The organism is Shinella sp. BE166 (assembly GCF_051201095.1).
GTDB classification, from domain to species: Bacteria; Pseudomonadota; Alphaproteobacteria; order Rhizobiales; family Rhizobiaceae; genus Shinella; species Shinella lacus.
Map to the genome: position 1 here is coordinate 1 of NZ_JBPEHL010000043.1, position 12,225 is coordinate 12,225.

Here is a 12,225-nt window from a genome sequence, read left to right on the forward strand (position 1 = left end):
GTGGTGTCCTTCAGGTTGGCTCTAAGCAACCCGACCCTACCGGAAATCACCGATGGCTATGAAATCCAGCTACACCACATCCTGGGACACGATCATTCAAAGAAAAGCGGAAATGCTCTAGTGCAAGTGCGAGGTGCCTTGCGCAGAATGCCGACGAGATCGTTTGATGCAATCACCGGCCACAATGGCAGCCAGCATCAACACGCCTATGCCGCATAATAAAGGGCAAGTGTGCGCTGGAATTCCCTTTCATGGAAATTACGCGCTTCCAAGCCCTCGGGATCTCCTGCAAAAATGCCCAGGGCCTCCGCCGTTACGAAAAACCCGCGGGCGGGCAGCCTTTGCTGCAATCTGCTGACACAAAGCGCTGCAAGCAACGGTCGACCGGCCAGGGCATCCTCCGCCATGAGAACTTCGAGCGCCTGCGCTACGCGATGAATGGTTTGCGGCGGCGTCAAGCCAAGTCGATCGGCGAGTTCCCTGTAAGTGACCGGCTCGCCGGTCCGGGCCTGCTCGATGAGAACCACTCGCAAGCGGTCCTTTAGCATCCCTCCGTCTTCGCTGTGCATCATCTATACAGCCGCCTGCCACGCCGCGACACGGACGAATTCCGGATCATCGGCATGGTCCAACAGCATGCGCGCCGCACGATCCTGCCAGTGCTTCGCGAATCGGGCCTGCTCTTGCCGTCCGCCGATCCCGCTGCGACCTTCGGGAAGAGCATCCTCATCGCCGCATCCCGCTGCACCCGTGGAGCTTTCCGCCGGAACCCAGGGCAATCGATATCCGAACGGCCATGGAACGCGCCGTTTCATGTCGTCAAAAGAGTCGTCCGGATGGCAGCGGTCGTAATCCTCCCGCACGAGCGGTTCCAGACGGGCGCGTTCGGCATCGTCCCAGGTGTGGGCAGGTTCCTGGTAATTACGCGGCATTTTGCTCACTCCTTCTCATTCGTAACGCCCTCATTCGTAACGCCCGTTTGCGCGCAAGCGGCGCACGAAGCCTTAGATGCGAAGGCCCAGTGGTCGCCTAGCCCCTATTGTCAGGCTCAATCAACCTCGCTGTCATGTGCACGTCGCCAGATAAAGACCCACCCCTAAATCTCAGCGCGCCTCCCGGAGCGGAGCGTACGTAGGCTATCGATCAATTCCGCCGCGAAACCCTGAGCGCGATCCCGTTCCAACTCGTCGGTCGCGGTCTCGCCAAGGTCGAGATAACAATCGGTTAGAAGCTCGCAGAGCGATAGGATCTGCTCAGTTGCCGCATCGGGCACCGCTTCAAGAAGCGGTGCAGATGCAAATGGGGTTCCGGCAAGCGATTCAGCACGCAGCCGGGCTTGTTCGGCCAAGGTCTGCAATTTACCGATCTTCTGCTCACCAGCAACCTTGGCGAGGTGTCGGAACTGCTCGGCAAGCCGCGTTTCCAGCGCCCGCAAATTGGTGCTCGCAGCGTCGGTCGTCCTGCGACGCTCACGATGAAAGGCACGCCTGCGTTCGCTCCTGAGCTTTGCGACGTGGCCCAATTCTTCTCGCGCCATGCGCTCGGCAGCATTGCGGATCGCGTCGGATTTCGCGTGCGCGGCGACATAAGTCCAGAACGCAAAGGCACGTTCTTCATTTCGCACCGCCATGGAAAAAGCGCGGTAGGCGCTGAGCATGTCAGGTGCGACCATGCTGGCCCCCTCGTCGTCAAAAACGTCTTCGGGAGGATGTATCATCGCCTCACGCGGCTGACCGGACGCCTCTTGCCAATCATCCACCTTTGCGAGATGACCCTCTTCCTCTACAATTAGTTTTTCGAACACTACGGCGAGATCGGGACGATCCATGCTTCTCATGCGCGCCGCTAGCGCGACATAGCCATCGATGGATTCTTGCTCCATAGAGCGGGCTAATGCCAACAGTTCATTCATCGATGCGACCTCCCAAGGATCGCTTTCCGTTGTCGGCATGTTTATCTCCTTCGTCGTGCAATCGTTGTCGCATAGACCGTGTTTTGCAACAATTTGTTTTGGAGCGTTTGATTTCCCTCATAGAAGCTCTAGACTATTCATGAAATTCGGTATGTCACTGTAAACATTAGAAAGACGGTATTAATGGCGTCGTTCGAAAACAAACAACGCGCATGGCTACTGAGCATCTTGTGGATGTCCGTCTTCGTTGTCGCCTGGATGAATGCCGCCCCTAGTGCGGCGGCGAACCTGTTACCAAGCTATCTCGAGGAGCTTCAGCCAAGTGAACTTTTTGAGGGCGCAGACCGGTTCGGCGCGGTAGAAGGCGATCCGCCTATCGCGCCAGTCTATAAGGGCGAGGAATTGCTCGGCTATGCCTATCTGAATTCCGATTTCACCAGCTCCATCGGCTATTCCGGCAAGCCTATCCATATCGTCGTCGGTATCGAGCGATCGGGCATTATTCGCGGGATCAAGCTCGTCGATCACAAGGAACCGATCGTACTGATCGGCATTCCCGAGAAAGACGTAGTCGCCGGCCTGAACTCGATTATCGGCAAGGATCTCGGCCGCGTCGCCGCCGGTCAGGAGCGCCCGCCGCAAGTGGACATCGTCAGCGGCGCCACCGTGACCGTTCTGGTGATGAGCGACAGCGTCGTGCGGTCCGCGGTGGCGCTGATCCGCAGCAACCGGCTAAGCGGGGAAAGCGTTGCGAACACACAGGCGGTAACTGAGAAGAGGACGCTCGATCTTTCGAAAACGGAAGCAAGCGACTGGGAGACACTGCTCGGTGATGGGTCGATCCGAAGCCTGCGCCTGACAGTCGGCGAAGTTTCGAGAGCGTTCGCGGATGCCGGTCACGCGGAGGCGGCGAAGAAGCCGGAAACACCGCAGCCTGAAGACAGGTTCATCGATCTCTACATTGCCCCTGTCAGCGTGCCGGTTATCGGGAAGACGCTGCTTGGCGAGACGGGCTATCAGCGGCTCCAGTCCCGGTTGAAGCCGGGCCAGTCGGCTCTCCTCGTCGCGGGCGACGGCGCCTATTCGTTCAAGGGCTCCGGCTATGTCCGGGGTGGCATTTTCGACCGCATCGAGTTGCTGCAGAACGGCCAGGGTTTGCGGTTCAGGGATCGCAACCACACCAGGATTTCGGCTTTCGCAACGGACGGCGCCCCTCGTCTGCGGGAGATCGCCCTTTTCGTCGTGCCCACCGATTTCCAGTTCGATATAACTGAACCATTCGAACTGCAATTGCTAGCGCAGCGCAGCACCGTGGCGCGTGACAAGGCTGCTATCGCTTTCAATCTTGGCTATACGCTGCCGTCTTCCTACTACACCGTTACCCGGGTGGTGACGCCCGTCGCGGCGGCCAGGACCGAAACTTCCGCCGAAGAACCGGCGGTGGTGACCCGGACCGAACCACTACCCGACGCGCCGCCGCTCTGGGTCAGCATCTGGGACATGAACCGGGTGACGATGGCCATCACCGTGGCCGCCCTTCTCGTGCTCACCGGAATTTTCTTTTTCCAGGACTGGCTAGTGAAGCGGCCGAAACTGTTTGCGTGGGTCCGCACAAGCTATCTCGTTTTCACCCTAGTTTGGCTCGGCTGGTACGCCAATGCCCAGCTTTCCGTGGTCAATGTCCTGACGTTCATCAATTCGCTCGTCACGTCGTTCCGGTGGGAGTTCTTTCTGGCAGCGCCGCTGATCTTCATACTCTGGGCCGCGGTTGCCGCCGGCCTGCTGTTCTGGGGACGTGGCCCTTTCTGCGGCTGGCTCTGCCCGTTCGGAGCGCTGCAGGAACTGCTCAACAAGATTGCCGTAAAGCTGAAGATCCCGCAGGTGAAGGTGCCATGGGGCCTGCACGAGCGCCTCTGGCCGATCAAGTACATCATTTTCCTCGGGCTTTTCGGGCTGTCCTTCTATTCGATGGCCTATGCCGAGATGCTGGCCGAAGTGGAACCGTTCAAGACGGCAATCATTCTGAAGTTCGCCCGCGAGTGGCCCTTCGTCATCTTCGCTTTGACGCTTCTGGCCGCCGGCCTGTTCATCGAACGTTTCTACTGCCGCTATCTCTGCCCGCTTGGTGCGGCGCTGGCCATTCCCGGCCGGATCCGCATGTTCGAATGGCTGAAGCGCTGGCCCGAATGCGGCACGCCATGCCAGCGTTGTGCCAAGGAATGTCCTGTGCAGTCCATTCATCCGGAAGGCCAGATCAATGTCAACGAGTGTATCTATTGCATGCATTGCCAGGAACTCTATCACGATGATCATCGCTGCCCGCACATGATCCAGGTCCGCCTGAAACGGGAGAAGTTCATGGCTCTGTCGACGCCGGCATCGCGCGGTGAAAGCCCGCCCAGAACCGTCGTCACCCACAATGGCGAAGCCATAAAGAAAACATGAATTCGGCAGCGGACAGACGTCTGGGCCAACAACACCAGCAACAAGGGAAGACACCATGTCCAACGACGATACCCAACCGCGCCTGAACAGACGCCAGCTTCTGGGATCAACCGCCGCCGTCGCGGCTGCAGGCGCTGCCACCGCCGGTGGCGCGCTGACCTTTGCCGGCGGCGGCACGCCCGCGAAGGCCGCCACCAGCGGAGAATTGCCCTACGAGGTCAAGCCCGGCGAACTGGACGAATATTACACGTTCTTCTCCAGCGGCCAGAGCGGCGAGGTCCGCATTGTCGGACTTCCATCGATGCGCGAATTCATGCGCATTCCGGTGTTTAATCGGTGCAGCGCCACCGGCTGGGGCCAGACCAATGAAAGCCTGAAGGTGATGACCGAAGGCCTGCGTCCCGAAACGATCGAGTACCTCAAGGACAAGGGCGGCGTCTATCACAACGGGGACCTGCACCACCCGCATCTGTCCTTCACCGACGGCACCTATGACGGTCGCTATCTCTATGCGAACGACAAGTCCAATACCCGGGTCTGCCGCATCCGCCTCGACGTCATGAAATGCGACAAGATCATCGAACTGCCGAACCAGCACACCGTGCATGGCCTGCGCGTTCAGAAATACCCTAAGACCGGCTATGTGTTCTGCAACGGCGAGGACGGTGTGCCGCTGCCGAACGACGGCAAGATCCTCGACAAGCCCACCGAATATTTCTCGATCTTCTCGGCGGTCGACGGCGAGACCATGGAGGTTGCATGGCAGGTGATCGTCGATGGCAACCTCGACAATGTCGATGCCGATTACCAGGGCAAATACTGCTTTGCGACCTGCTACAATTCCGAAAAGGGCGTCACGCTCGAAGAGATGATGTCGAAGGAGCAGGACTGGGTCGTCATCTTCAACATCAAGCGGATCGAGGAAGCCGTCGCCAAGGGCGACTTCAAGGAAATGAACGGCGTACCGGTGATCGACGGTCGGGCGGGATCCGCCTACACCCGTTATGTCCCGGTTTCCAACGGCCCGCACGGCATGAACACCGCCCCCGATGGCATCCACGTGGTCGCCGCCGGCAAGCTATCCCCGACCGTCACGGTGTTCGACGTGCGCAAGTTCGACGATCTCTTCGACGACAAGATCAAGCCGCGCGACGTGGTGGTCGCCGAGCCGGAACTCGGCCTCGGTCCGTTGCACACGGCTTATGACAACAAGGGCAACGCCTATACGACGCTGTTCATCGACAGCCAGATCTGCAAGTGGAACATCGAGGACGCCAAGCGCGCCTTTGCCGGCGAGAAGATCGATCCGATTCGCCAGAAGCTCGACGTCCACTATCAGCCGGGCCACAACCATACCTCCATGGGCCAGACCAAGGAAGCCGATGGCAAGTGGCTGATCTCGCTGAACAAGTTCTCGAAGGACCGGTTCCTCAACGTCGGCCCGCTGAAGCCCGAATGCGATCAGTTGATCGACATTTCCGGCGATCAGATGGTGCTTGTGCATGACAACCCGACCTTCGCCGAACCTCATGACGCAACGATCGTCCATGCCTCGAAGATTAACCCGGTGAATGTGTGGGACCGCGCGGATCCCTTCTTCGCCGATGCCGTGGAACAGGCCAAGAAGGACAATATCGACCTGCTCATCGACTCGGAGATCATTCGCGACGGCAACAAGGTGCGCGTCTATATGACCTCGTCGGCGCCGGCGTTCGGGCTCGAATCGTTCACGGTCAAGCAGGGAGACGAAGTCACTGTGTATGTGACCAATATTGACGAGGTAGAGGACCTGACGCACGGCTTCTGCATCGTCAACTACGGCATCAACATGGAGGTCGCGCCGCAGGCTACCGCCTCGGTGACGTTCAAGGCCGACCGGCCTGGCGTCTACTGGTACTATTGCTCGTGGTTCTGCCATGCCATGCACATGGAAATGAAGGGCCGCATGCTGGTGGAGCCTAAATCGGCCTGATGCGGTACCGACTGGCAAAACTCTGGATGGCGGCCCTTCTGGCCGCCATTCCTTCGGCTGCGCTGGCTGCGGAATGGATCGTCACACCCTCCGACGGACCGACGCTGTCGGCCGTTCTTAAAGCGGCGGCTCCGGGCGACAGGATACGCCTCAAGCCGGGCCGGCACGACGGGCCGCTGGTCATCGACAAGCCGGTAACGCTCGACGGCGAGGATGGAGCCAGCATCGTCGGCAACGGCGAGGGCAGCGTCGTCACCATCGAGGCGGAGAAGGTTACAGTGCGCGGCATCGAGGTCACCGGCTCGGGCATGAACCTGTCGACGCTGGATTCCGGCATCTTCGCCGCCCGGACGGCGACCGGCGCGATCATCGAGAACAACACCCTCACCGGCAATCTGTTCGGCATCTATCTCCACGGCGCGAAGGACTCGTTGGCCCGGAAGAACGTCATCGTCGGTCTCAAGGATGGCCGGATGAGCGAGTTCGGCAGCGGCATATCGATATGGAACGCGCCGGGCGGCAAGGTTGTCGATAACGACATCAGCTTCGGCCGCGACGGTATCGCCACCATGGCCAGCAAGAAGAACGTCTTCAGCGGCAACCGCTTCCGGGACCTGCGGTTCGCCGTCCATTATATGTATACCAATGACAGCGAGATCAGCGGCAATGTCTCGACGGGCAATTCGGTCGGCTACGCCATCATGTTCTCCAACCGGCTGAAGATCATCAACAATATCTCCGACGGCGATCGCGACCACGGCCTGCTGTTGAATTCGGCCAACAGTTCGACGATATCCGGCAACATCGTACGCGGGCGGCTGCAACCGGCGGACCGCTGGACGATGGCTGGCATCCAGGATTCCGGCCATGGCGTGAAGGATGATGCCGAGACGACGGGCGCCGTCGAGGGCGGCATGCGGCTCGGGCCGGAGAAATGCGTCTTCATCTACAATGCCAACCGGAACAAGCTGCTCAGCAACGAATTCCAGGGCTGCGCCATCGGCATCCATTTCACCGCCGGGTCGGAAGGCAATACGATGACCGGCAATGCCTTCATCGACAATCGCAACCAGGTGAAATATGTCGGCACCCGCTACCTTGACTGGTCGGTGAATGGGCGCGGCAATTACTGGAGCGACAACCCGGCCTTTGACCTTGATGGCGACGGAATCGGCGATAGGGCCTATCGCCCGAACGACCTCATGGACAAGGTCCTGTGGACCTCGCCGCAGGCCAAGATTCTCACTTCGAGCCCGGCCGTGCAGATCATCCGCTGGGCGCAGGTCCAGTTTCCGGCGCTGTTGCCGGGCGGCGTGGTGGACAGCCATCCGTTGATGGCACCGACAAGACAGAAAGACGGTTTGCAGTGACGGCACCCACGGTCACATTATCAGGCGTGGCGAAACGCTACGGCCGGATCGAGGCGGTCAAGAATGTCTCCTTCGAACTGGAGCAGGGCCAGACGGTGGCCCTTGTCGGCCACAACGGCGCGGGCAAGACGACGCTGATCAAGCTGATGCTCGGCCTCATCCGGCCGACGCAAGGCACAGTGCAGGTGCTGGGCGAAGACCCGGCCCGGGGCGATTTCGCTGTGCGCCAGCGGCTCGGTTACCTGCCGGAGAGCGTCTCCTTCCACATGGCGCTGACGGGCCGCGAGACGCTTGCCTTCTATGCACGACTGAAACGTGTGGATATGTCGGACATGGAGGGCCTGTTCGAGCGCGTCGGGCTCGCGCCGGCTGCAGCCGATCGCCCCGTCCGGACCTATTCCAAGGGCATGCGGCAACGACTGGGACTGGCGCAGGCGCTGCTCGGCGCACCGCGCATCCTGCTGCTCGACGAGCCCACCAGCGGCCTTGATCCGGCATTGAGACGAAATTTCTATGAATTGGTATCCGGCCTGCGATCGGCTGGTACAACGATCCTGCTGTCCTCGCATGCGCTGACGGAACTCGAAGATCGCACCGACCGGGTGATCATCGTCAACGAGGGTGTGGCAATCGCCGACGGCACGCTGGAGAAGCTGCGGGGCATCGCCCGCCTGCCGACCCGGATCAGTGTCACGCTGGCAGATGGCGCGGGAATAACCGCTCCGAGCGGCGGGCAGGTCGCCTGGAAGGCGATCAGGGACCGCACCTTCGAGGCGGAGGTCGCGCCCGAAAACAAAATCTCGATCCTCAGGGACGTCACGGCCGATCCCGCCGCGGTTGCGGCGCTGCATGTGGTGGAGCCAACGCTCGATGAACTCTACGCCCATTTCCTCGGGGGGCGGGGGATGACGCGATGAACAATATATTGATCGTGGCGCGCAAGGAGATCCAAGAAGGCCTGCGGAACCGCTGGGTGCTGGCCACGACGCTGTTGCTGGCAGCCCTTGCGCTCACTCTGTCCTTCCTCGGCAGCGCGCCGACCGGCAATGTCGGCGTCAACCAGCTCGATGTCGTCATCGTCAGCCTGTCGAGTTTGACCATATTCCTGGTGCCGCTGATTGCACTGCTGCTGGCGCATGATGCGATCGTCGGCGAAGTAGAACGTGGTACGATGCTGCTCCTGATCAGCTATCCGATCGGTCGGCGGCAGATTGTCTTCGGCAAATTCCTCGGCCATCTGGCGATCCTCGCCTTCGCCACCCTGTTCGGTTATGGCACTGCAGCTGCGGCACTGGCGATGACCGGGACCGAGATTGGCCTGGCCAGTTGGTGGGCCTTCCTGGCGATGATTGCTTCATCAATCCTGCTCGGCATGGTATTCATCGCTATCGGCTATGTAACGAGCGCGCTTTCCAGCGAGCGGAGCACGGCCGGCGGCATCGCGATCGGCGTCTGGCTGTTCTTTGTACTGATCTACGACATGGCTCTGCTGGGAGCATTGGTGGCAGCAGAAGGCCGGCCGCTGCCCAGCGGACTTCTCGATGTCCTGCTCGTCCTCAACCCGACCGATGCCTATCGACTCCTCAATCTGGGCTCGGGAGAGGCGGGCGCGCTTTCGGGGCTCGGCGGCATCGCCGGACATACAGGGCTCAACGGGCCCATGCTCGTTGCTGCTCTCGTCGCCTGGATCGCCGCGCCGCTTGCGCTCGCGCTTAGGATATTCTCAAGGAGAGAGCTATGAAGATTGCTCCCGTCATCGCACTCTTGCTCTGCGGCCTTCTCTTATCAGGCTGCAGCGAGGAAAAGGACGCGACGCCACCAGCACCCTACGCGCTCACCGAGGAAGCGATGGGCCGTTATTGTGGGATGAATGTTCTGGAACATCCGGGCCCCAAGGGACAGATTATAATGTCCCAAATCCCAGAGCCTATCTGGTTCAGTTCGGCGCGAGACACGCTCGCATTCACGATGCTGCCAGAGGAGCCAAAGGACATTGCGGCCATCTATGTGTCGGATATGGCTAAGGCAACCACATGGGAAGAGCCTGGAGCCGATAACTGGATCGATGCGCGCCTCGCATTCTTCGTGATCGGTAGCGGGCTGCGCGGCGGCATGGGCACGGACGAGGCGGTACCGTTTTCGAAGCGTGATGCCGCCGACAAATTCGCCGGCGAGCATGGCGGCCGCGTTGTCAGCTTCGAAGAAGTTCCTCGCGATTACGTGCTAGGGTCGACGACGGACGATGCTGAGAGACAGAATACGCCGGAAAATTTCGTAGAACCCGGGAAAGGACAGACAAATGGCTAGTATTGTCACCCGCCGCCGCGCCATTGCGATATTCGCCGCAGCCGCTGGCCTACCCCTGATACGGCCCGCGCGGGCGGCGACCCATGCGGTCACCTGGAAAGGGCAGGCGCTGGGTGCACCTGCGACGCTTATCCTACATCACGAGGACAGGGACAAGGCCCAGTTGCTGATCAACCGCGTCGTGACGGAGGTGTCGCGGCTGGAAGAGGTGTTCAGCCTTTACAGGAGCACATCCGCGATCAGCGAGCTGAACCGAGTCGGTGGCCTGGCCGCACCATCCGGTGATCTGGTAGCACTGCTCGAAGCCTGCCACCACCATTGGCATGAGAGCAGCGGTGTTTTCGACCCGACCATACAGCCGCTCTGGGCGCTTTATCGCGATCATTTCTCGGCACCCGGCGCGGATCCCGACGGCCCTCCACCCGAACAAATCGCACAGGCGGTCGCGCGAGTCGGCTTCGACGCGGTCCGCTTCAACCGCGACGGCATCGTGTTCAAGCGGCCAGGCATGGCGCTGACGCTGAACGGCATAGCTCAAGGCTATGTCACCGACCGCGTGGTTTCGTTGCTGCGGGATGCGGGTATCACCAGCAGCATGGTGGACATGGGTGAAGGTCGAGCTATTGGCGCGCAGGGCGACGGCACTCCGTGGCGCATCGGCCTTGCCGACCTCCAGGGCGCCGAACGTCCCGACAGCGTTCTCGATCTTATCGACCGGGCGGTTGCGACATCCAGCCCGGCCGGCTTCCAATTCGACACCGCACGCCGGTTTAGCCATATCCTCGACCCGCGCAACGGCAATGCCAGCGCGTCTTATCGGCGCCTGACTGTCGTGGCGCCGGACGCCACGACAGCAGACGCTCTCTCGACCGTCTTCACGCTGCTGGATCCGGATAGTATCCGTTCAAGCCTTGCCGGAAAACCTGATATCATGGTGGATCTTGTTCTGGAGTCAGGCGAACACAGACGATACGGGAGTTGAACGTCCCGCACGGCGTCGAGCGGACCTGATCGAAGTGCTTTTACGCTTACATTGTCTCCGGTCACCGACGTATCCGCCTGCCGCTGGTGACGAGATCGACATTTCGCCGCCTTTTTCCCCATGACCTAAACGCCTAAGTTCTGGTTGTCCGCCAGCTTCACGTCAACGATGGGAGGTAACCTCCACCTCAACTGGTGGGAGATCTGTGGACTATCACCGCGAGGGTCAGTCGCCCTACCCATGCGGACCCGTAGATTTCGAATTCTCCGTCTTGGCCAAATCGGCATCAAAGCGGAACTTTACGTTTTTCCTTGGGTTGAACGGGCATCCATGGTTGTTATGTTCAGACAAGGGTTGCCTCACGCCCGTAGTTCCATCACCCACGCTGCCGTCGTCGGCTGAATAAATATCAAGGAGAAAAAACAATGAATCTTTTTGCAACGACTCTCATCGGAGGCGCTGTTTCAGTGTTGATAGGCAGTAGCGCAATCGCTGCGGACTTCGAAGTTGATATGCTCAACAAGGGCTCCGATGGGGTGATGGTGTTCGAGCCGCTTCTGTCAAAAATCGCTGTCGGCGACACTGTCACCTTTGTGCCAAAGGACAAGGGCCACAACGCTGAAGCCATAAAAAACATGGTTCCTGACGGCGCAGAGCTGTTCAAGGGAAAGGTCAATGAAACAGTAAAGCAGACGTTCAATACGCCCGGAGTCTATGTCATAAAGTGCACGCCGCATTATAGTATGGGTATGGTTGCGGTGATCGTTGTGGGAGAGAACCCCGCCAATGTACAGGCGATCAAGGAGGCGAAATTGCCGAAGAAAGCGCGCGAGCGGACCGACAAGGCACTGTCGCAGCTTTAAGTGAAAGTGCGAACTGCCACCAAACGATACCAACGGCCGGTCAAGCGATCGGCCAAACTCACCGGAATTCTGCTCGAGGATGAGGTTCACAACAAGGGTACCGACAGACGGTGCAAGCTGCATTACGCACAGTCGATGGCCGTCGGCGCTAGTCTCTCTATCTTTGGAAAAAAGGAGCTGGCACAATCTCTGGACAACCCAGACCTCCTAAGCGATCCCCTACGCACTCACCCGATGCGAAGCAGCGTGAGGGAATACTGACCGATGAGCGCATTGAGAGTAAGCGCTGTTTTCAGGCCACGGCTTTCAGTTCGTGCTTTGCGGCATAGGCCCAAGGCAGCAGGTCGTCGATCTGGCTATTTGGATGATTGTTG

The 12,225-nt window shown here is 59.8% G+C and carries 12 protein-coding genes; 9 read left to right on the forward strand and 3 right to left on the reverse strand.

The window, feature by feature from the left end:
• On the forward strand, positions 1–219 hold a 219-nt coding region (locus tag J2Y63_RS34745; RefSeq protein ID WP_435269747.1), incomplete at its 5' end, for a hypothetical protein.
• Here the strand turns inward: J2Y63_RS34745 and J2Y63_RS34750 are convergent.
• The 3 genes from J2Y63_RS34750 to J2Y63_RS34760 all read right to left on the reverse strand — a co-directional run bounded on the left by J2Y63_RS34750 (position 207) and on the right by J2Y63_RS34760 (position 1,951).
• The gene (locus tag J2Y63_RS34750; protein ID WP_288082898.1) at positions 207–572 is read right to left on the reverse strand and encodes a hypothetical protein; all 366 of its coding nucleotides are present in this window, start codon (positions 570–572) and stop codon (positions 207–209) included. The two genes, J2Y63_RS34745 and J2Y63_RS34750, sit on opposite strands and share 13 nt — an antisense overlap.
• A complete protein-coding gene (locus tag J2Y63_RS34755; protein ID WP_435269748.1) occupies positions 573–932 on the reverse strand; it encodes a hypothetical protein in 360 nt (119 codons plus the stop codon).
• 164 nt (positions 933–1,096) lie between these two features.
• On the reverse strand, positions 1,097–1,951 hold the full coding sequence (locus J2Y63_RS34760) for a ferritin-like domain-containing protein (protein WP_037094322.1): 855 nt from the start codon (positions 1,949–1,951) through the stop codon (positions 1,097–1,099).
• A gap of 195 nt (positions 1,952–2,146) precedes the next feature.
• Here J2Y63_RS34760 and J2Y63_RS34765 point away from each other — a divergent pair, with 195 nt between their 5' ends.
• The 8 genes from J2Y63_RS34765 (at position 2,147) to J2Y63_RS34800 (ending at position 11,851) form a co-directional block, all read left to right on the forward strand.
• On the forward strand, positions 2,147–4,357 hold the full coding sequence (locus tag J2Y63_RS34765) for a NosR/NirI family protein (protein WP_245280363.1): 2,211 nt from the start codon (positions 2,147–2,149) through the stop codon (positions 4,355–4,357).
• A gap of 55 nt (positions 4,358–4,412) precedes the next feature.
• On the forward strand, positions 4,413–6,329 hold the full coding sequence (nosZ, locus tag J2Y63_RS34770; RefSeq protein WP_116625508.1) for a TAT-dependent nitrous-oxide reductase: 1,917 nt from the start codon (positions 4,413–4,415) through the stop codon (positions 6,327–6,329).
• Positions 6,329–7,699 carry a nitrous oxide reductase family maturation protein NosD gene (locus tag J2Y63_RS34775; RefSeq protein WP_050746874.1) on the forward strand — a complete coding sequence of 457 codons (1,371 nt, stop codon included), beginning with the start codon at positions 6,329–6,331 and terminating at the stop codon, positions 7,697–7,699. Before nosZ ends, J2Y63_RS34775 begins: the two co-directional genes overlap by 1 nt.
• Positions 7,696–8,616 carry an ABC transporter ATP-binding protein gene (locus J2Y63_RS34780; protein WP_037094313.1) on the forward strand — a complete coding sequence of 307 codons (921 nt, stop codon included), beginning with the start codon at positions 7,696–7,698 and terminating at the stop codon, positions 8,614–8,616. The genes J2Y63_RS34775 and J2Y63_RS34780 overlap by 4 nt, the downstream gene beginning before the upstream one ends.
• A complete protein-coding gene (locus tag J2Y63_RS34785) occupies positions 8,613–9,440 on the forward strand; it encodes an ABC transporter permease (RefSeq protein ID WP_037094310.1) in 828 nt (275 codons plus the stop codon). Before J2Y63_RS34780 ends, J2Y63_RS34785 begins: the two co-directional genes overlap by 4 nt.
• Positions 9,437–10,006 (forward strand): nitrous oxide reductase accessory protein NosL, encoded by a 570-nt coding sequence (locus tag J2Y63_RS34790; protein WP_435269749.1) that lies wholly within the window; start codon positions 9,437–9,439, stop codon positions 10,004–10,006. Before J2Y63_RS34785 ends, J2Y63_RS34790 begins: the two co-directional genes overlap by 4 nt.
• A complete protein-coding gene (locus J2Y63_RS34795) occupies positions 9,999–10,988 on the forward strand; it encodes an FAD:protein FMN transferase (protein WP_037094308.1) in 990 nt (329 codons plus the stop codon). The genes J2Y63_RS34790 and J2Y63_RS34795 overlap by 8 nt, the downstream gene beginning before the upstream one ends.
• Positions 10,989–11,413: 425 nt before the next feature.
• The gene (locus J2Y63_RS34800; RefSeq protein WP_052821456.1) at positions 11,414–11,851 is read left to right on the forward strand and encodes a pseudoazurin; all 438 of its coding nucleotides are present in this window, start codon (positions 11,414–11,416) and stop codon (positions 11,849–11,851) included.
• The last annotated feature ends 374 nt before the right edge of the window (positions 11,852–12,225 follow it).

Bases quoted from the DNA above. Each gene is read 5' to 3' on its own strand.
- J2Y63_RS34750 (WP_288082898.1), bottom strand. From the start codon at position 572: ATGATGCACAGCGAAGACGGAGGGATGCTAAAGGACCGCTTGCGAGTG.
- J2Y63_RS34755 (WP_435269748.1), bottom strand. From the start codon at position 932: ATGCCGCGTAATTACCAGGAACCTGCCCACACCTGGGACGATGCCGAA.
- J2Y63_RS34760 (WP_037094322.1), bottom strand. From the start codon at position 1,951: ATGCCGACAACGGAAAGCGATCCTTGGGAGGTCGCATCGATGAATGAA.
- J2Y63_RS34765 (WP_245280363.1), top strand. From the start codon at position 2,147: ATGTCCGTCTTCGTTGTCGCCTGGATGAATGCCGCCCCTAGTGCGGCG.
- nosZ (WP_116625508.1), top strand. From the start codon at position 4,413: ATGTCCAACGACGATACCCAACCGCGCCTGAACAGACGCCAGCTTCTG.
- J2Y63_RS34775 (WP_050746874.1), top strand. From the start codon at position 6,329: ATGCGGTACCGACTGGCAAAACTCTGGATGGCGGCCCTTCTGGCCGCC.
- J2Y63_RS34785 (WP_037094310.1), top strand. From the start codon at position 8,613: ATGAACAATATATTGATCGTGGCGCGCAAGGAGATCCAAGAAGGCCTG.
- J2Y63_RS34790 (WP_435269749.1), top strand. From the start codon at position 9,437: ATGAAGATTGCTCCCGTCATCGCACTCTTGCTCTGCGGCCTTCTCTTA.
- J2Y63_RS34795 (WP_037094308.1), top strand. From the start codon at position 9,999: ATGGCTAGTATTGTCACCCGCCGCCGCGCCATTGCGATATTCGCCGCA.
- J2Y63_RS34800 (WP_052821456.1), top strand. From the start codon at position 11,414: ATGAATCTTTTTGCAACGACTCTCATCGGAGGCGCTGTTTCAGTGTTG.